Genomic DNA, 19,601 nt, shown 5'->3' on the forward strand with positions numbered 1-19,601 from the left:
ATGACCAATTACTCGAAAATGAATTTAATCACTTTCCAAAAGGAATTTGCAACAGAAGAGGCATGCCACGACCATTTATATCAATTAAAGTGGTCAAATGGATACACCTGCGAAAGATGCGGTCATATAGAATGCTTTGTAACTACTACCCGTAAGCATAAGCTATACGAATGTAGAGATTGTCGTTACCAATCTACGGTGACAGTCGGTACTGTCATGGAGAAAACAAGAACAGATTTAACCAAATGGTTCTTAGCTATATATCTGATTGCCTCTGATAAAAGAGGTGTATCAGCGTTGAAATTAGCGAAAGAAGTAGCTGTAACATACAAAACTGCATGGCTGATGCTTCATAAAATTAGACAAGCAATGAAGCTGCGGGATGCAAACTATAAATTAGCTGGTATTGTTGAATTAGACGATGCTTTCTTTGGCGCTCCAAAAGAAGGCGGGAAAAGAGGGCGGGGAACCGAAAAAACAAAGGTGCTAGTTGGTATATCGCAAAATATAAAAGGGCATCCCCTGTTCTTAAAGATGGAAGTCGTTCCAAATATCAAAAGCAAGACTTTGATTGATTTTGCAGAACGTCAAATCAACCTCGGCTCAACTATTATCAGTGATGGTTATCGCTCATATAGAAGTTTAGATGACAAGGGTTATAAACTCCAATTCCTAGTATATAATCCGAAGAAAAATCCTGACCACCTCAGATGGCTTCATACAGTGTTATCAAACGCTAAGGCACTTGTAGGTGGGAGACTTTTCATGGACTGGATTCGAGACACCTTCAATCATACCTGGATGAATTCTGTTATAGGTTTAACAGAAGAAAACATGAAGGTGAAATGTTTAGTCGTCTTCTTCACCATTGTATTGGTGTTAAGACAATTACGCACCGAGAATTAGTAAGTGGATGAACGCTAAATTTAAGAAGGCTTTTCAAAATAATTCCACTAAAGACTAGGTTAATATGTTAAAATTAGGAAATAGATTGTGAAAGGATTTACTTAAACTAACGGGCTTTACTTCGATAAGAAATACATTACGAGGAGGTCTAAAGTGTTATATTACTTTCATTTGTACTGGCACTTTATTGTAGTTATTATATCGGTTTTTGTGTTAAGTGGTGTAATTAGTTATATATTCCCCCGTCTTAATTTTGTAGTAATTGTGATAACAAGTGGCTTGATTGGATACTACTATTCATCAGTTATAGAAGTAAAAGACTTAGCATTGATTTCAACAGGAATTACGTCAGTTAGCTCTTTGTTAGCAATAGGAGTTGCACGGTATGCGTTATTTTTAAAACATAAAGGTGAAGAACTTGAGGATTTAGAAAATAATAATTAAACAAACGGAGAGCTTTAATTTAATAAGCCGCAAGCTCTGTCTTGTTCAAAGGCGGAGTTATATTTGCTTAGATAAGATATAGCTTTCATTAAAAGTAGAGGAGTTTGTTTATGAAAGTAATTTATTCTTTTGAAGAAGGAAATTATGTGATGGAAAGCCCCGAAAAAGTAGAAGTAGCTTTTGGGAGGTTTTTAGCTCTATTACATAGTTCGTATGAAGAAAATGAATTTATAACAATACTGGACGAAACATCAGGAAAGTACATCCAAAAAGGCATACAAGATGTAAAATCAATAAATATTATTTTTGATAACGAACACCCTTCTTTCTGAGTCTGAATTCTTTTTAAAATATGAAAGGAATTTGTGGAAGTTTTAACTAACGGAGTGCGGTTAGTTGAAGAAGAAACAATAAAATTAAAAGCGGAGAAATTCTCCGCTTTTATTTAATTTCTTCATTTTCTGAGCTAAGGGGATACTCATTTATATTTTTTAAATAACGCAAAAAACCAAAAAATTGTTTGCATTATTTAATAACAAACTTTTTTAATATCCAATATATTACCAAATTCTATAAAACTATTCAACTATTAGCATTTTTATGAACAAGTTTCTTTACCCAACTACAACAATTCTTAAACCCATTAATTACATATTCCTATAAAACTTTATTATTTATAGGTATAAAACTAGTCCACCTACAAGAGACAAAATATACCGACTATTCAAATTATGAGTAAAATGAATATTATATGCATAAAATAATAATATGAATTTTTCCCCATAAAAAAAGAGAGTTTCTTCACGGAATAGGGGGCTTTCCCAATTGACTCGTTGAACTCTCAGCTTATATTCTCTTTTTTCGTTATGCTCCCTTTATTTTCTCTACCTCCTGCTTCATTCCAATTGGTCGAAACTCGTGTGGATAGTCTTGTAAATATGGTATTTCCTCCCGTACCTGAAGAAGTTTCGTTCTATCTACTACTCCGTATATAATACACTCATCCTCGTTAGATGCCTCTTCTTCTACCATTCCGTTTGGTTCTACAAATTTTGTTTTCCCACAAGCGCCATCCCCCACCGTGTTTACACCTAATACATATACAAAATTATCTAGTGCTCTCGCTGGTAGTTGAATATCCCATCTCTGTTCTGCTTTGTTACTCCAAACGGATGGCACAACGAGGAGCTCTGCTCCATCTAGCGCTAACATTCTAGCGGGCTCAGGAAATTCAATATCGTAACATAGGAGAACCCCTATTTTTCCTATATCAGTTTCATAAACTTTATATTTTCTTTCCCCTGGGAAAAACGTTTGTTGCTCCGCTCCCCAAAGCATGGATTTTCTATAAATACCGAGTAAACTGCCATTAGAATCAATAATTGCTGCTGAAATATATATCATATTCTGTAATGAGGAAGAGTTCACAGCTAACTCAGGAAAAGGAACAATTAAGACAACACTCAGCTCTTTTGCAAGCTCTCGAAAAAGAGAAATAGTCTCTCCTTCTGTCCTTTCTGCTAAGCTTTGGAATTCTTCTGTACTCATTCCGTACCCAGTCACCCAAAGTTCGGGCAAGCAGATTAGCTTTGCTCCATTATCTGCTGCTTCTCTAATAAACTGAACTGCTTTCCAGCGATTCTTTGTTACATCACCATTCTCGGAAATCATTTGAACGCCTGCTACCTTAACCAATCCAATCACCTCCATATAGCTTATTACTATTTATACGGGCGGAAGGTGGAAATGGCAATAATCAATTTCACTAGTGGTTTTCATTTGATTCAAAAAGGGAATAAAATCTATGAGCTATGATTTCTTCACAAATTATCTACAATTATCTAAAATTAGTTAGTCACTTAGGCCATGATGTATCATAAAATAAAAGTAATACTCATAATTGGATAGGAAAAATTGTGTTTTACTGCTGGTACCGAATTTTGGTACCAGCATTTCTGCTTTTTTAAGGGTATTGATGATGATTCTAATTCTCATTGACGTATTTGAAAAAATGTAAACGGAGGGCCACAAAGACAGCATTAAATCAGTAGGTTTTTACTTATTTCAGTGGCTTCATCAAAAAAAGGGGGTTTTTCCATTGGAACTTCAAAAAAATCAATCTACCTCAACATCATTATTTAGAAGTTGCTGTTCAAAAGCGACAAAGGGAGTTTCCAGGCACCGAGAGCTGTTCTTTTCCTTACTTGGTGGAATGTTGTTACTTATAGGATTTCTTCTTGAACGCCAGGCATTAGGAACCGCAGCTATCACACTTTATGCACTGTCCTACTGTATCGGTGGTTATTATAAGGCGAAAGAAGGAGTCAAAGACCTTTTTGTTGATCGCTCTTTGAATGTTGAAATATTGATGATGTTAGCAGCAATTGGGGCCGCTTCGATTGGTTATTGGAGTGAAGGGGCTATCCTGATTTTTATTTTTTCATTAAGCGGTTCCTTGGAAACTTATACATTACAAAAAAGTGAGAAGGATCTATCTAACTTAATGAAGTTAGCTCCAAATGAAGCCACTTTAATAAAAGACGATGGAGATTTAGTTGTTATTCCTGTGAATGATGTACAAATCGGCAATACTGTATTGGTTCGCCCTGGAGAATTAATACCTGTGGACGGAACGGTTGTTAAAGGAGAAACTACCGTGGATGAATCTACCTTAACAGGTGAGCCAGTTCCTGTAGAAAAATGGGAAGGCAGTACTATTTTTAACGGAACAATGAACGGAAAAGGTTCCATGACGGTAAAAGTAACAAAACGAAATGAAGATTCTCTTTTCCAAAAAATGATTACTCTAGTGCAGCAAGCAAAATCAGAACGTCCTCCTACTCAACAATGGATTGAAAGAATAGAAGGTCCTTATGTAATAATCGTGTTAACTTTTGTAGCGGTTATGCTAACTGTTCCCTACTTTTTATTAGGTTGGAACTTTCAAGACACGTTTTATCGGGCAATGGTACTCTTGGTCGTTGCCTCTCCTTGTGCAGTTGTAGCCTCCGTCATGCCTGCACTTCTATCTGCCATCTCCACTGGAGCGCGCAACGGGGTTCTCATGAAAGGTGGCGTTTTTTTAGAGCAACTGTCAAAAGCAGATGCCATTGTTTTTGATAAAACGGGAACAATTACGAGTGGCACTCCTGAAGTAACGGATGTTTTTATACAAGAAGATGTGTTGAGAGAAGAAGTATATGAAGCCGTTACGGCAATAGAGAGGCAGTCCAACCACCCATTAGCAAAAGCACTCGTTTCTTTTTCTGAGAAAAAAATTGACGAATCTCTCCCTAATGTGGGATCAATCCAAGATGTAACAGGATATGGAGTGGAAGCTACTATCCATGACATACGTTGGTCTATTGGTAATAAAGCACTCATGGAACGATCAAATATAATCATTTCCAATGATGAGTGGCTAGCTATGGAAAAATGCTGGCAAGAAGATGGAAAAACCGTCGTTTTCGTATCCAAAGGGGCTGATGTCGTAGCTGCATTTGCAATAAAAGATCAAATCCGCCCTGAAGCAAAGAAAACCGTACAGTTTTTACAAAGCATGGGAATGAAAACAGTAATGCTTACGGGAGACAATGAAGCAACAGCGGCATCCATTGCAAAAGAGGTAGGTCTTGATGATTGGATTTCTGAATGTTTGCCGGAGAAAAAGGTAAACGAAGTGGTAGAACTAAAAGAGAAATATAAATCGGTAATAATGGTTGGGGATGGAGTAAATGACGCTCCTGCATTGGCGAAAGCAGATATTGGCATTGCAATGGGATCGGGAACAGACGTAGCAATTGATACAGCGGATCTCGTCCTCATGAAAAGCGAACTAGATAAAATCCGATTATCTCTGCAATTATCCAAACGCTTAAATCGAATTGTAAAACAAAATTTAGTGTTTTCAATTGGGGTTATTTTGCTATTAATTATCGCGAACTTCGCGCAGGATTTAAGCCTTCCCCTTGGAGTTATCGGGCATGAAGGAAGTACCATTTTAGTTATCTTAAATGGGTTGCGGTTGTTGAAGGCATAAGGAGAAGCTAGGGTAGTACATTTCCAAGTGAAAGCATCAACCTAGGAAACATGAATGGCCTTCCTACTCCTCGTTGTGGGGGTGGAAGGCTATTTCATTTATACTTGAACGGTTGCCTTATGTTTTTCATGCTTTCTAATAAAATCCTTCACGATATGATTAAACGCGTGAACCTTTTTCGTGGGTACTTGGTGACCTACATTTCCTATGAGAATCATGGAAACCTCACCGCTGTTGTATTTCTGAAATAAGTGACGATAATGATGTACATAATCATCTCGTTGACCATATACGAGTAATAGTGGACAAGTTATTTTTGATAAACGATCGGTTGCTTTATATTTTAGACCCATTCGATAATAATCCTCTAAAAATTCAGGTGTTATTTTCTTTACGTAGTTAGATAAATCCTTTCGTTTCCTCGGATCTTTTTCATGGGCAAATGCTAACACATTTGAAATTAAGCCCATTAACTTATTATCTGTCGCCCAAATTCCTAACTTAAATTCATTTCGTAATAAGAAGCTATTTACTTCAGGAAAACCACCAATTAAAATCATCCCTTTCACACGCTCGGGGTGAGAAATCGCTAGTTCAGACACTACGGAACCACCATTTGAGTAACCACAAATATAAGCTTGATCAATCCCACAATCATCCAATACTCTTACCACATCATCACTAACAACCTTCATCGATAAAGGTTGATCATCTGTTCCACTTTTTCCATTCCCGCGAAGATCTAACGTAATGATGGTAAAGTTTGATTGTAAACCTTCTTTTTCACCACGGAATGTAACATGCCCCATGCCAGGTGGGTGGATAAAAACGATCACTGGTCCACTACCTACTTTTTCGTAATATATTTGTGCTTTTTGTTCATTTTTTGTCCACGGCACGTCTGATCACCTACTGGATTTATGAGTTTGTTTCCTGTTTATTTTGTGCGAAGAAATAGCAGTTCATACGAAAAAGAGGGATTGCTTAAAGGTGATACACCTTTCATACAATCCCTCTCGCTATTTACATCTTCTCTGGAGCTACAACACCAACAAGTTTTAGTGCATTTGCTAACGTAATACGAACAGATTCCATTAAACATAATCGTGCTTTCGTTAATTCAGGATCTTCGTTAATTACCTTTTCTGCATTATAAAAACTATGAAGTGTTTGCGCTAAATCATACACATAGTTTGCCATGCGGTGTGGAGCTCTTTTTCGAGCAGCATCCGTTACAACTTCTGGATACTCCCCTAATTTTTTCATTAAGTCAATTTCCTTTTCGGATGTTAAACGATTTAAGTTCACATCGGTAGGATCCACTTTATATCCAGCTTCTGCCGCTTGACGAATCATACTACAAATTCGAGCATGAGCATATTGTACGTAAAACACAGGGTTTTCCGTTGATTGTGATTTTGCCAACGACATATCAAAGTCAAGATGAGTGTCCGGTGCTCTCATTGCAAAGAAATAACGAGTAGCATCGATTCCCACTTCTTCCATTAAATCACGCATCGTTACAGCCTTTCCTGTACGCTTACTCATTTTCACCTTTTCCCCGTTCTCGAAAAGGTTTACCATTTGAATAATTTGTACGTAAAGCTGATCTTCATTGTAACCAAGTGCTTGAACAGCTGCCTTCATTCGCGGAATATAACCATGATGGTCGGCTCCCCAAATGTTGATAAGCTCTTCAAATCCTCTTGCAAACTTATCTTTATGATACGAAATGTCTGGAGTTAAGTAAGTATAAGTACCGTCGCTTTTTACTAAAACTCGATCCTTGTCATCTCCATATGCTGTAGAACGGAACCAAACAGCTCCATCTTGCTCAAACGTTTCACCACGGTCTGCTAACTCTTTTAATACATCTTGGACCTTTCCAGAAGTATAGAGAGATGTTTCCGAATACCAGTTGTCGAAGTTCACTCGGAAGTCAGCTAAATCATCTTTCAATTTATCCAACTCTCTTTTCAACCCATATTCACGGAAAAACGCAAGTCGCTCTTCTTCACTTTCCTCACGATAACGGTCTCCATATGTCTCCATTATTTCATTCGCAAAATCAATAATGTCTCTTCCCTGATAGCCATCCTCAGGCATTTCTACATTGTCACCTAATGCTTGGAAGTATCGCGCATCAATGGACTTTGCTAAGTTTTCGATTTGATTCCCTGCATCATTTATGTAATATTCACGAGCAACATCAAAGCCTGCTTTTTCTAAAATATTACATAAAGAATCACCTACAGCTGCACCACGAGCATGTCCAAGGTGAAGAGTACCAGTTGGATTTGCAGAAACAAACTCCACTTGAATTCGTTTTCCTTCTCCATAGTTAGTACTTCCATAGTCATCGCCTTTTTCAAGCACCGTTGCTACCACATCTGTTAAATAATCTTGCTTCATGAAAAAATTAATGAATCCTGGACCTGCGATTTCTACTTTAAGTATGTTCGCCTTTTCTTTGTCGATATTCGCAACAATATCATCAGCGATCATACGCGGTGCTTTTTTCGCTATTCTTGCAAGTTGCATTGCCATGTTTGTAGCATAATCTCCATGTTCTTTTTCCTTTGGAGATTCAATTACTACATTTGGCATGTTCTCGTCTGTAGCAAGGCCTGCATTTTTGACTGCGGCAATAATTTCTTCTTTCAATTGATCCTTAAGCTGTTCCACTTGGCTCATTGGATTACCTCCTTTATCGTCACTCGCATATCATACTCTCCTGCTTTCGCTCCTTGTAAATGTAAGCTATACCGGAGAACGAGCGATCCTTCTCTTTTTATTTTATTCCACTGAAATGTAACCTCTTTTGTTTTTGTCGTCATAGGCATGTGACCGAACGAGCTTTGATACACTCCTTCTGTCGTCACTCCTGGAAGGAATCGTTGACTCATTGATATAGCGCCTTTACGCAAAACGGTCATTTCATCTTTCTGGATTTTCAATGTTTGCATTGTTATTGGCTCGTCTGAGTTATCTGCTGTATTTGTTTCTAATGGGGGTTCTTGAAAGCGAATGAAGGTTGTATCACCTTTTTCATAGAACTGACCATCAGCTGTTATAGTGTTTGTTTCCCTTTGACTACCATCTCGAATCGTCGTTTTCATATGAATTGAAACGGGCAATCCTTTTGTTGATTCCACCATATAGAATCCTCCCGTATTTTGTAATTTCAAAGTATGTAACTTATGTATTATATCGAATTATAACCTTTTTCTTCAAGCTTTTCCTTAATTGAAGTGAAATCTACCTGTTTTTTTGAAAAAAATTGTTTCATTGTTTTATGTGGGGGGACTTTTGTAGTTTGTTGAGATTTTGTACGAAGTTTTTACCTGTTTTTGTTCCTTATACATGTACCGTCCTTCCTAAAAAAACAAAATTTGCTCTTTTCTTTTTTTCAAAAAATATATGTGCGGGTTTGGGGAATATATGTGCGGGTTGCGAGGTTATATGTGCGAATTCCAGAAATATATGTGCGAATTTCCTAATTTTATGTGCGGGTTGCGCAAATATATGTGCACTTTCCAAATTGAAGGGGAGAAGTGCGCTCTTCCTTGTTCGTCTTATACGATTTCTCAAGATTTTTACCAAAATCATGGTTTCTTCCCTCAATATGTGTTCCCTATTTATGTACCGTCCTTCCTTAAAAAACAAAATTTGCTCTTTTCTTTTTTTCAAAAAATATATGTGCGGGTTTGGGGAATATATGTGCGGGTTGCGAGGTTATATGTGCGAGTTCCAGGAATATATGTGCGAATTCCACACTTTTATGTGCGGGTTGCCCAATTATATGTGCACTTTCCCATTTGGAGCCATATCTATAAAAAAGCCACCTCCCAAAGAATCGGAAAGCAGCCAATTGTTTTTCTATCCCATATTCACTCCGTTAACTCCTTTACGAACTTCGGTAATACAAAAGCCGCCTTATGAAGCTCACTGGTATAATACTTAGTTTCAATATCATGGAATCGCTCACTTGAAACTTCTAATGGATCATGTTTTTTCGAGCCTAATGTAAATGTCCAAAGTCCACTCGGGTAAGTAGGAATGTTTGCTGTATATAAGCGTGTAATCGGGAATGTTTCCTTTATATCACGAAAGGCATTACGAATGAGGTCTTGATGGAACCAAGGGTTGTCCGTTTGAGCCACAAAAATACCGTCTTCCTTCAATGCTTTTGAAATCCCTTCATAAAATCCTTTCGTAAATAAATTTACTGCTGGTCCTACGGGCTCCGTGGAGTCAACCATGATGACATCATACAAGTTCTCACTCTGGGCAATATGCATAAATCCATCATCCACTTTCACTTCCACTCGATGGTCATCTAATTTTCCAGCGATAGATGGTAAGTACTGCTTCGAGTACTCGATTACTTTACCGTCAATTTCAACAAGCGTTGCTTTCTCCACACTTGGATGCTTTAAAATTTCTCGAATAACTCCACCATCTCCCCCACCAACTACAAGGACGTGCTTTGGATTTGGGTGAGTAAAAAGTGGAACGTGCGCTACCATCTCGTGATATACAAACTCATCCTTTTCAGTGGTCATTACCATGCCATCTAGTAGAAGCATATTTCCGAATTCATCTGTTTCTACCATGTCCAATTGCTGAAACTCTGTTTTTTCGCTATGGTATGTTCGTTTCACTCTCATCGTAATACCAAAATCATTTGTTTGTTTTTCCGTAAACCAAAATCCCATGCTTTTTCACCTCTTCTTCTATACATTCACTACGTACCAATATGTAAAACGTAGTATTCATTAATTACATCTCCTTTATCTTCAGCGAAATAAAGGAATTTTATCCTATTAACTTACAAAGATTGTGTTCAATGTAAAAGTTTGTGCTTTTTGAAAACTTTTATTCCGAGGAAGTATATCCCGCTCTCCATTGTGGAAAACTGTGGTAATACTATTTCAATTTAATGGATAAATACCGCTGGGAGAGGTGGATTACATTGGAAGTACTTACTAGGACTGCATACAGAAAAAGAAGACGCCGATATTGGCGAAGACTATTTCAATTAACCATTCTTCTGTTAACGCTCGGTCTTGGAGCTGTAGCAGCTGTTGTTACTTATGCATATCAATTGGACCCACCGTCCTTGTCGGTACCTGAAACGACAGTTATTTATTCGGCAAACGATGAGGTAATTGGTGAACTACATCACGGCCAAAATCGTCATTGGATACCAATAGATCATATGGGAGACGCCATTATAGAAGCTACATTAGCTATTGAAGATCGACGTTTTTACGATCATTACGGCTTCGATTTTTTCCGAATTGGTGGAGCTGTTGTGGCCAACTTAAAGACTAGCTCTATGGCACAAGGAGCCAGTACAATAACACAACAATATGCTCGAAACCTTTACCTAAACCATGACAAAACATGGTCACGAAAGGGAAATGAAGCGTTATATGCATTGCGACTTGAACTTCATTATTCGAAAAAAGAAATTTTGGAAGGTTATTTAAATACGATCTATTATGGTCATGGAGCATATGGTATTGAAGCAGCTGCGAACTTGTATTTTCAAAAAAATGCGGAAGACTTAACCATTGCTGAAGCTGCTTTACTTGCTGGTATTCCAAAAGGACCAAGTATTTATTCTCCATTTATTAATGAAGATAGAGCAAAAGGACGACAACGAGTTGTTTTGAATACAATGGAGCAATCTGGGTTTATTTCTGAATTACAAAGAGCAGACGCCTTGTCAGAGGAACTTGTCTTTACAACGAATGATGAAATAAAAGCGAGAAAAGTAGCTCCTTATTTTCAGGAAACAGTTGTTCGTTGGTTAACTAATGATTTTGGTTTACCTACGCATATGTTAGAAGCAGGTGGATTAGAAATACACACAACACTAGATAGTGATTTGCAAAAAATGGCAGAAAAAATAGTCACGGAAGAAATGGCCAATGAAGAAGAGCTACAAACGGCCTTCGTTGCTGTTGATCCTAATACAGGAGCAGTACGAGCCTTAGTTGGTGGTCGTGATTATGAGGAAAGTAGTTTTAATCGAGCTATCCAAGCGAAACGACACCCTGGCTCTACGATTAAGCCTTTTCTCTATTACGCTGCACTAGAACATGGTTTGCGACCTAATTCCATGTTAAAAAGTGAACCAACTACCTTTTTATATGACGAAGGTAGAAAAGACTATTCTCCAAGTAATTTTGATGATCGGTATGCAGATGATTATATTACGATGCTACACGCTTTAGCCGTTTCAGATAATATCTTTGCTGTAAAAACACATTTCCTATTAGGATTTGATATGTTGGCTAATACAGCACAACGTTTCGGTATCGAAAGTGAATTAGAACGTCTACCATCGTTAGCCTTAGGCGCAAGTGATGTAAGTGTTTTGGAAATGACAAATAGCTATAGCACTTTTGCAAATGGTGGTCATCGTGTAGAACCACATTTTGTAGAAAGAGTAGTTGATCGCGATGGTAATACTCTTTATGAAGCAGAGATGGAACAAAGTAAGGAACTAAATTCAGAACTCATTGCCATTATGAATGACATGATGCAAGGAATGTTTGATACGAGTCTTAATCTCCCTGGGTATGCTTCTGTGACTGGGGGAAGTGTGGCACATTATATAGATAGACCAATAGCTGGAAAAAGTGGGTCTACTCCTTCAAATAGTTGGATGATTGGTTATACCCCTCAACTCGTTGCAGGGTCATGGGTTGGCTATGATGATAATCGTGATTTAGAGCGGGGGGATGCTCACCATTCAAAACAAATATGGGCACGTTTTATGAATGATGCATTAGCAGATGAAATGAAAATCCCTTTTGAGAGGCCTTCTAATATTGTAGAAGTTGATATGAATCCATTTAACGGACTTCTTGCTTCCGATGAGTGTCCTGTTAGTCGTCCAACACTTTTTTATGCTGGTACAGAACCAACGGAAGTATGTACTACTCATGTAAATGGTGAAGAAAAACATATGGATGACACAATACGAGATAGACATCAAAAAGGAGAAGATGAAAAGAGAGATAAATGGTTAGACCGGATATTTGATTGGTTCACTTACGATAACTAAGATGATATAAAGTTAAAGAGGGTGCGTAAAAGGCTATTTCCTTTCACGCACCCTCTAGTGTCTTAGTAACCCTTTTTGAGAGTTGAATTAAGTTTACGAACATATTCACATAATTTCAAGATGTTCACAAAGTTGTTCACATTTTGTTCACAATTAGAGAACACCATTCCATCATTTAACAGATAAATCCTCTTTCAGTTGATCATCTGAGTTATTCCAAAATTCTTGATTAAATCCTTTTAAGTAATCAGCTAAGATTTTCTTAGATCGATCGTCCATTTGTGAAACAAGGATTCTCCCTTTTAATGAACGATCCATATTGTTAACATGCTCTGGAAAATTTTTATAACCTCGACGAATTTCTCTATCAACTGTCATCTCACAAGCCCCAACACCAGTATAGGCAGGTTTACCATTTCTTTGATCTACTGTCACCCATACAAGCCAATACGGTCTTCCATTCGGTACTTCTTCTTTGTTGTGTAAAAACTTGATTCCTTTTTCTACCGCACTTCTTGCGTGAAGTGCTCCCATATCTACATATGCTTCATCTGCTTCTACATCTACGATAACAGGAGAAACGTTATTTAAGTTCAATGTACCAGTTCCAAACCCACCGTGGCCATCTGTGGAGTCGTTGCTTAAAATATTGAATTGTTGTTTTATTTTATCGTTCTTTTTTTTATCAAAAAGGTCCATTCATTTCCCTCGCTTTCAAAAATTCTGCTTTCCTTCAGTTTATCACAAACGGTTTTTACATTGCACATTTGGGAAAGAAGGTAATACAGCTGCTTGAATTTTTGATTTTTTCCTATACTATATAAGAAGAAAAAAGAAAATGAAAGAAAGGTGGACTTCACATGCCAATCGTAACAGTGAAACTGCTTGAAGGTCGTACGGATGAGCAAAAAAGAGCATTAGTAGAAAAGGTTACAGAAGCAGTATCTGAAACAACGAATGCACCAAAGGAGAAAGTGGCAGTTATTATTGAAGAAATGTCTCCGAACCATTACGGTGTTGCTGGGAAGCGCATTAGTGATTCGTAATAGCTAGTACATAAGAAAACGGTCGTAATCAATATTTGATTGCGACCGTTTTTTCGTTTGTCTCCCCTGAAAATACGTGTTCTCAATAGCTCTTAACTTATCTTGTATTCCTAACTTTGTTGGTAGTTATTCCATTCGTTTCAGCCCATTCGCTTTCCTAGGGGAGCTGCCGTGTCTTCTTAAGCCCTACATCACTGCGCTGATCGTTTGTTTTCGTAAGTTCTCTATAAACTCGTATGCTTCTGTTATGTCTTCTATTGTATAGTTCTGTTTTGCCTTCAGTGTGAATACTTTTTCTTCTACTTCTTTTCTTGTTAAATCTTCGAAATATAATACGGTTGAAACTAGTTCTAGAAACTTAGAACTTTTACTATTTATTTCGTTTAAGATTTCCTTCGTTTTCGGTAATTCATAGTCTGATAGTTGAAGAAACTCATCGCCTTTTTGAGATAGTGTATAGCGATATTGGTAGTAACCAGCTTTCTTTTCTTTCACCTCTTCTACGAACATGAGGTGACACATTTCTTCTACGCGTAGATTCAGTTCCTCAGAATACGGGCCAAACATATGGAACTGATACTTTTCGAAAAATGGAAACTCTAATTTTTTTGCAATATATATAAGCTTTTGAAGTTTTTTACGGCCTACGATTTCCCCAGTTTCTTTTAACACAGCTAATAGCTTGCAATGCTCCTGTAGCACGGTTTACCCCTCCTGTGACGTAAGTAGCTTTAATATTTGTTTTTTCTCTATAGGAAATGTCTTATCATCTTCTAAAACATCTTGTGGAAAATAAAGTTTATGGTCTGTTCGTTTTTTCCCCGATATTGCTTCTACTACATCTGACTCGCGAGATAATTCTCGCAAATCTCCATTTGGCATAAGAAGATGTATTGGTAACCGCTCTTCCTCTTCTCCTGGGCGATAAAAGTCATATGGTAAATCGGAGGACGAATCAATGACTAGATAATAATTTGGATCAAACCCTATTTTTCCGAACAATTGGATTAGTTCTGGCCAAACTTTCATTTGAACACTAGGATCACATTCCACATACTTGAATAAGCGACGGTCCATAAATCGTTGGCATAAGTCAGATAAGATCGGATCTTTTTCTTCTTGCCATTCTTGGAAGTAATACAAAATGACAGATTCATCTAGCTTTACATAATCCTCCAACGTAATTTTCCCTGAAAAAAGTGATTCAAAATGCTTTGGCTTGTCCATAAATGAATAATTCTGTTCAAATAGATGCTTTGCTCGATGCAGAATTTTACTTAATATTACTTCCGCACTTCTTGTTACTGGGTGAAAGTACACCTGCCAGTACATTTGATAACGACTCATAATATAATCTTCAACTGCGTGCATTCCACTATGTTTAAAAACAGCTTGGTCCTCTTTTGGACGCATAACGCGAAGAATTCGTTCCATATCAAAGTTCCCATAACTAACCCCTGTGTAAAAGGCATCTCTTAATAGATAATCCATACGGTCAGCATCAATTTGACTGGATATCAAACTGACGACTAGCTTATTTTGATATGTCTTCGCTATGACATCGGCAACTTTTTTCGGGAAGTCGTCACTCATACCACGGAGGACAGAATTAATTTCTGTATCACCCAAGATAATCTCCCTTGACCATCTCTCATGATCTGTATGAAACACCTTTTCAAACGAGTGGGAAAATGGGCCATGACCAACATCATGGAGAAGAGCTGATGATAAGCATACGAGACGTTCCTCAGGATCAAAGTGTTCTCTTTTCTCCATGTTTTCCACAATACGTCGCATGATTTCGTATACACCAAGGGAATGGTTAAAACGAGTGTGTTCAGCACCATGGAACGTAAGAAATGTTGTTCCTAGTTGACGAATTCTACGAAGTCGTTGAAATTCCTTCGTTCCTATGAGCTCCCAAATGAGTTCATCTCGTACGTGTATGTATCGATGTACTGGGTCTTTAAACACTTTTTCCTCTTCTAACATTCCATAACGACTTGTCATACGTAGCTCCTTTCATATTGAGCAGATAACGTAATTTCTTGGTTTTTATTATACTAAATTTTATTGAAAATAACATTGTCTAATTGACAAAAAAAGGTTTTATTTGACAAATATCAGTCTAATCTGAGTAATTTCGTCTCAATAGACTTAGATGAAGGCTATGTTAAAGGAGAATATTGATTTATTATGAATGTTGATTTTTACGGAAGGTGCGAGACTCCTATGGGAAAAGCGGACCAGGCGAGACCCCGCAGGGAGGTAACGACCGAGGAGGCTTGCGGTTCGCCCTAGGAAAGCGAGCAACCTGGAGTAAAAATCAACTGTAACGTATAAAAGAGCCATGATGAAAAAGAAAAAGCTACTTCTCTATAGTGTTGAGGTAGCTTTTACAATCTTTTGGAAGGTGACTTTTTTGAGAGCGATAGCTATCGCATAACAATTTTTCCACTTCTATTTTTGGCCACATTATTTCATTCGTTTCTTCACTTTTTCGATAAGTTCTTTTTCAGTTGGTGCAGAAACTGGTCGATCATTTACAAATGCAAAGGATTTTTTTCGACCTGGTCCACAATAAGATTGGCATCCGATGTAAATCTTTGCATCAGGATCTAGCTTCTCTAATCGTGGTACTAATGTTTTTATATTTGTGGCCTGGCATTCGTCACATATACGAAATTGGTTTGCCATTGTTACCACATCCTCTAACTCCTATTTTAGGAGAAATAATTTTTTTCACTAACGAGTATTTTACAATGCTTTGATAGTCAATTGCAACGGTAACGTTGTCCAATTTTGCGCAAATTATGGTATACTCTTATAGCTAAACTTTCATTTTATATTAAACTTTCCTTGTTTAGGTTAGTCTAACCTGAAAATACGCTTGTCTCACTATATTGTATTACTAACTTTGTTTGTTGGTGTTCCATTCGCTCCAGTCCACTCCTTTCCTGTGGGGAGTTGCCGAGCCCCCTCCGCGACTATGTCGCTACGGTGTCTCGCCTCTACTCTACTTCCCACTGGAGTTCGTGGACTTACGCTCATTCCATATACAGTTGATGTTACTAATATATCTAATACTGTATTTTCATCATGGTGAAAATTATGACATACTCAGTGGTCCTGTATATAAGAATGGTTCCTCTGAACAACTATAAAATAGAAATAAATATTTATATCAAGACTTAGAGTAAGGAGTACATCATGAACGTTCAACTCTCTCCATTATTTCGAAAAAAATGGTTTATATTAGATCAGTCTGTTACGGGACTTGGGATGAATCCTATGCAGTCCTTTGCTATTGACGATACATTGTGTCGAAGAGTTAGTAATGAGCCGGATTGGGGAATTGCTCGGACTTGGGTTCACAGCAAAACGGTGGTATTAGGAATTCAAGATAGCAGACTTCCATATATTGATGATGGCATTTCTTTTTTGAAGAGGTCTGGGTACGATGTCATCGTTCGAAATTCAGGCGGTTTGGCTGTTGTTTTAGATGAACAAGTATTAAATATATCCTTGTTGTTCCAAGATGGTAAAGAGATGTCGATAGATCGAGGCTACGAGCTTATGGTAGAACTTGTGCGACTTTTGTTAGGTTCATTAGGTAAGCTAGTGATGGACGGAGAAGTAAAAGAATCGTATTGTCCTGGAAGATATGATTTAAGTATTAAGGGAAAAAAATTTGCTGGCATCTCCCAACGTCGACTTCGTGGTGGGGTTGCTGTTCAAATATATTTAGCTGTCAGTGGCAGCGGTTCTGATCGCGCAAGACTAGTAAAGCATTTTTACGATAGTGCTGTACAGGGAGCTCCAACCAAGTATGAATACCCACAGATCATCCCCGCAAAGATGGCCTCCTTGGATGAGTTATCTCAGGAATATGCGGGCGGTCAAGTTGATATTGATTTATCTATACAAGGTATTATCCATTCATTGCTGTTGAAGTTATCATCTTTGAGTGATCAATTAGATACATTTGCTTTGTCCGAGGAAGACTGGGAGAGTTATGAGGAAAACTTGGCTCGTATGGTAAAGAGGAACGAGAAGATTGTAATGGTATAATGAAATGCCCTTTGGATGTATGCAGTTGGTTTACTAGTGAGCTGTAAAACGGTAAATCACAGACAAATTCATTGGCTAAATCACACATCTATCGCAGCTGATTTACAGTAGAATTCGCATATTAAATTGGCATGAAGAATCCGTTCTTCGTGCTTTTGTTTTCATGTTTGCTTATGCACGCTTCCCGTTAGCCATCCATGAAGGCCTGCTTCACCACAGAGGAATGAAAATATACTTAGTTGTCTATACTGGTTCTAATCCAGTCAACCAATCCATAGTTCGATGTATGTGGCTCTTTTTTTAAAGCGAATTAGAAGGGTCTTCTTTGTTATTGTCCTTTTTATGTAATTAGAGAAGTTTATTTTCATGGTAGTGAAAAAATACTAACGAGGGTTCATGATAACAAAATAAATAATATTATTTTCACCTTTTTCTATTACCTCTCTCCTTTGGAATAGCTTTTATAGTAAACGTCATTAGCTGTTAATTAGAAGTTGCTTCTTTAGGTAAGTGTCCCCTTTAGTTTAATGTCATTTTCCAGTTCGTAGAATACAAAAAAAGAGCTGCAACTTTGCAACTCGTATTTTTACTAACGCCCTAGTTTGGTTATATATTTTCAACAAAATATTTCGTGGATATTTCCATCAGGGTCTGCAAAAAAAGCGGTAGTCTGACCCCAAGGCATTTGGGATGGTTCTTTAATTGGAGTAGCTCCTTTTCCTATAATTTCTTTATAAGATTTCTCTACCTCTTCTGGTGTGTCACAAGGAAATGCTAACTCAAACGATTGTCCCTTTTTATCTTCTTTAAAAGAAGAATGACCTCCGGTTATATCAGACATTATTTGGCGGGAACAAATTGAAAACCTAACTCCTTCACTTTCAAACTCTACATTATGTTCAGAATCATCTTCTGTATTAAATCCTATAACATCTCGATAGAAATTTTTCATTTTTAAAACATCATCTGTGACTATTGTTACAAGGCTTATTTTAGATTTCATTTAAATACAGCTCCTATTCATTTTAATTTTTTCCAATCATACCGTAATAATGTAATGCCCTCAAAGCGTCTATAGTCCAAATGCTTTTCCATACTCTAGCATTTTCTTCATCATCTACATGCAAATTCAAAAAAAAATGTCCATCCTGCGATTGTGTACATATTTCGTTTTCTAAACTTCGGATAACATATTCTTTAATAGGTAAATACATCGGCCTATCTCGTGAAAACGCTAACAAAAATGGTTTAGCACAATATGAAGTTGCCCATTTTGTTTCGAAATGTGTGACTTATATGGTTCATCAATTCTTTCTGCCAAACGAAGTAAACATAGAGCCGTTAAAAAATAAAATATGAGTACCCCGTTAGTGAAAAGTTCATTTAACCAATTAAGATTGCGAAACCTGCAACTAATCCTATACCAAAGCCTAAAATAGTACACCACTTCACCATAGTAGACCATTTTTTACTTCCTATAACAAAATACTCCTTTACATTCTCCCTCCTCTCAATACCATTTGGGTAAAGTTACACCACATAATTTTCTGAAAAAATTCTTATTCTACCTTAACTTTGCTGCTTCGTAGTTCAAGATTAGGTAATTTCCTTATGTAAGGAATGCTCCCCGTTCGTTTATGTTCATTACTGAACAATCTATTTTTTAATTTTAACATATTAATGTGGTTTTTAGTGTAATTTTTCAATCTATTTAGAAAACCCTACTTAATTTTTTTATGTTCATGTTCCTACTAATTCTCGGTGAGTAATTGCCTTAACCCCAATACAATGGTGAAGGAGCTGACTAAATAATTCGCCTTCATGTTTCCTTCTATTAAATCTGTAACAGAATTCATCCAGGTATGATTGAAGGTGTCTGGAATCCAAACCATGAAAAGTTCCACCTACAAGTGCCTTAGCGTTTGATAACACTGTATGAAGCCATCTAGGGTGGTCAGGGTTTTACTTTTGACATCTGGAATAACCTCCATCTTTACGAAGAGGGGATGACCCC

16 protein-coding genes and 2 pseudogenes are annotated in these 19,601 nt (G+C 37.3%); 7 read left to right on the forward strand and 11 right to left on the reverse strand.

Annotated features, from left to right (window positions below; genetic code table 11):
* The 3 genes and pseudogenes from ACERII_RS21560 (at nt 1) to ACERII_RS21570 (ending at nt 1,682) form a co-directional block, all read left to right on the forward strand.
* A pseudogene (locus ACERII_RS21560) lies at nt 1-917 on the forward strand (IS1595 family transposase).
* 142 nt (nt 918-1,059) lie between these two features.
* Complete coding sequence (locus ACERII_RS21565) at nt 1,060-1,350, forward strand: hypothetical protein (RefSeq protein WP_373645040.1); 291 nt, start codon at nt 1,060-1,062, stop codon at nt 1,348-1,350.
* Between the two features lie 110 nt (nt 1,351-1,460).
* Entirely contained in the window at nt 1,461-1,682 is a 222-nt protein-coding gene (locus ACERII_RS21570) for a hypothetical protein (protein ID WP_373642036.1), read from the forward strand.
* Nucleotides 1,683-2,214: 532 nt separating this feature from the next.
* Here the strand turns inward: ACERII_RS21570 and ACERII_RS21575 are convergent.
* Nucleotides 2,215-3,045, reverse strand: a complete 831-nt coding sequence (locus ACERII_RS21575; RefSeq protein WP_373645041.1) for a nitrilase-related carbon-nitrogen hydrolase — start codon at nt 3,043-3,045, stop codon at nt 2,215-2,217.
* Nucleotides 3,046-3,448: 403 nt separating this feature from the next.
* On the opposite strand from ACERII_RS21575, the gene ACERII_RS21580 reads away from it, so the two are divergent.
* The gene (locus ACERII_RS21580; protein WP_373645042.1) at nt 3,449-5,389 is read left to right on the forward strand and encodes a heavy metal translocating P-type ATPase; all 1,941 of its coding nucleotides are present in this window, start codon (nt 3,449-3,451) and stop codon (nt 5,387-5,389) included.
* Nucleotides 5,390-5,487: 98 nt separating this feature from the next.
* Here ACERII_RS21580 and ACERII_RS21585 read toward each other — a convergent pair whose 3' ends face one another.
* The 4 genes from ACERII_RS21585 to speE all read right to left on the reverse strand — a co-directional run bounded on the left by ACERII_RS21585 (nt 5,488) and on the right by speE (nt 10,107).
* A complete protein-coding gene (locus ACERII_RS21585; protein ID WP_373645043.1) occupies nt 5,488-6,288 on the reverse strand; it encodes an alpha/beta fold hydrolase in 801 nt (266 codons plus the stop codon).
* A gap of 124 nt (nt 6,289-6,412) precedes the next feature.
* The gene (gene argS / locus ACERII_RS21590) at nt 6,413-8,083 is read right to left on the reverse strand and encodes an arginine--tRNA ligase (RefSeq protein ID WP_373645044.1); all 1,671 of its coding nucleotides are present in this window, start codon (nt 8,081-8,083) and stop codon (nt 6,413-6,415) included.
* Nucleotides 8,080-8,547: a YwiB family protein gene (locus ACERII_RS21595; RefSeq protein WP_373645045.1), complete on the reverse strand. Its 468-nt coding sequence runs from the start codon at nt 8,545-8,547 to the stop codon at nt 8,080-8,082. Before ACERII_RS21595 ends, argS begins: the two co-directional genes overlap by 4 nt.
* 732 nt (nt 8,548-9,279) lie before the next feature.
* A complete protein-coding gene (gene speE / locus ACERII_RS21600) occupies nt 9,280-10,107 on the reverse strand; it encodes a spermidine synthase (RefSeq protein WP_373645046.1) in 828 nt (275 codons plus the stop codon).
* 257 nt (nt 10,108-10,364) lie between these two features.
* Between speE and ACERII_RS21605 the strand changes: the two genes are divergently transcribed.
* Complete coding sequence (locus ACERII_RS21605; RefSeq protein WP_373645047.1) at nt 10,365-12,470, forward strand: transglycosylase domain-containing protein; 2,106 nt, start codon at nt 10,365-10,367, stop codon at nt 12,468-12,470.
* A 171-nt stretch (nt 12,471-12,641) separates the two neighbouring features.
* Here the strand turns inward: ACERII_RS21605 and ACERII_RS21610 are convergent, their stop codons facing one another.
* Nucleotides 12,642-13,169 (reverse strand): YwhD family protein, encoded by a 528-nt coding sequence (locus tag ACERII_RS21610; RefSeq protein WP_373645048.1) that lies wholly within the window; start codon nt 13,167-13,169, stop codon nt 12,642-12,644.
* Nucleotides 13,170-13,330: 161 nt separating this feature from the next.
* Between ACERII_RS21610 and ACERII_RS21615 the strand changes: the two genes are divergently transcribed.
* Nucleotides 13,331-13,516: a 2-hydroxymuconate tautomerase gene (locus ACERII_RS21615; protein WP_373645049.1), complete on the forward strand. Its 186-nt coding sequence runs from the start codon at nt 13,331-13,333 to the stop codon at nt 13,514-13,516.
* Nucleotides 13,517-13,702: 186 nt separating this feature from the next.
* On the opposite strand, the gene ACERII_RS21620 is transcribed toward ACERII_RS21615, so the two are convergent.
* The 3 genes from ACERII_RS21620 to ACERII_RS21630 all read right to left on the reverse strand — a co-directional run bounded on the left by ACERII_RS21620 (nt 13,703) and on the right by ACERII_RS21630 (nt 16,213).
* Nucleotides 13,703-14,218, reverse strand: coding sequence for a YwgA family protein (locus tag ACERII_RS21620; protein ID WP_373645050.1), 516 nt, complete (start codon nt 14,216-14,218; stop codon nt 13,703-13,705).
* A gap of 3 nt (nt 14,219-14,221) precedes the next feature.
* Nucleotides 14,222-15,526, reverse strand: coding sequence for an HD domain-containing protein (locus tag ACERII_RS21625; RefSeq protein WP_373645051.1), 1,305 nt, complete (start codon nt 15,524-15,526; stop codon nt 14,222-14,224).
* Nucleotides 15,527-15,991: 465 nt separating this feature from the next.
* On the reverse strand, nt 15,992-16,213 hold the full coding sequence (locus ACERII_RS21630; protein WP_373645052.1) for a YuzB family protein: 222 nt from the start codon (nt 16,211-16,213) through the stop codon (nt 15,992-15,994).
* Between the two features lie 513 nt (nt 16,214-16,726).
* On the opposite strand from ACERII_RS21630, the gene ACERII_RS21635 reads away from it, so the two are divergent.
* Entirely contained in the window at nt 16,727-17,587 is an 861-nt protein-coding gene (locus ACERII_RS21635; protein ID WP_373645053.1) for a lipoate--protein ligase family protein, read from the forward strand.
* Between the two features lie 616 nt (nt 17,588-18,203).
* On the opposite strand, the gene ACERII_RS21640 is transcribed toward ACERII_RS21635, so the two are convergent.
* Together ACERII_RS21640 and ACERII_RS21645 are read right to left on the reverse strand one after the other, a co-directional pair.
* Nucleotides 18,204-18,590, reverse strand: coding sequence for a VOC family protein (locus ACERII_RS21640; protein ID WP_373645054.1), 387 nt, complete (start codon nt 18,588-18,590; stop codon nt 18,204-18,206).
* A gap of 737 nt (nt 18,591-19,327) precedes the next feature.
* Nucleotides 19,328-19,549: pseudogene (locus tag ACERII_RS21645) on the reverse strand (transposase); the annotation flags it as partial.
* Nucleotides 19,550-19,601 lie beyond the last annotated feature (52 nt).

This window comes from Evansella sp. AB-rgal1 (genome assembly GCF_041820985.1).
Classification (GTDB): domain Bacteria; phylum Bacillota; class Bacilli; order Bacillales; family Salisediminibacteriaceae; genus Evansella.

What these genes read in the sequence shown, in the direction of transcription:
- ACERII_RS21570 (WP_373642036.1), top strand. Translation starts at nt 1,461, where the DNA reads ATGAAAGTAATTTATTCTTTTGAAGAAGGAAATTATGTGATGGAAAGC.
- ACERII_RS21625 (WP_373645051.1), bottom strand. Translation starts at nt 15,526, where the DNA reads ATGACAAGTCGTTATGGAATGTTAGAAGAGGAAAAAGTGTTTAAAGAC.
- ACERII_RS21630 (WP_373645052.1), bottom strand. Translation starts at nt 16,213, where the DNA reads ATGGCAAACCAATTTCGTATATGTGACGAATGCCAGGCCACAAATATA.
- ACERII_RS21640 (WP_373645054.1), bottom strand. Translation starts at nt 18,590, where the DNA reads ATGAAATCTAAAATAAGCCTTGTAACAATAGTCACAGATGATGTTTTA.
- ACERII_RS21595 (WP_373645045.1), bottom strand. Translation starts at nt 8,547, where the DNA reads ATGGTGGAATCAACAAAAGGATTGCCCGTTTCAATTCATATGAAAACG.
- ACERII_RS21635 (WP_373645053.1), top strand. Translation starts at nt 16,727, where the DNA reads ATGAACGTTCAACTCTCTCCATTATTTCGAAAAAAATGGTTTATATTA.
- ACERII_RS21610 (WP_373645048.1), bottom strand. Translation starts at nt 13,169, where the DNA reads ATGGACCTTTTTGATAAAAAAAAGAACGATAAAATAAAACAACAATTC.
- argS (WP_373645044.1), bottom strand. Translation starts at nt 8,083, where the DNA reads ATGAGCCAAGTGGAACAGCTTAAGGATCAATTGAAAGAAGAAATTATT.
- speE (WP_373645046.1), bottom strand. Translation starts at nt 10,107, where the DNA reads ATGGGATTTTGGTTTACGGAAAAACAAACAAATGATTTTGGTATTACG.
- ACERII_RS21615 (WP_373645049.1), top strand. Translation starts at nt 13,331, where the DNA reads ATGCCAATCGTAACAGTGAAACTGCTTGAAGGTCGTACGGATGAGCAA.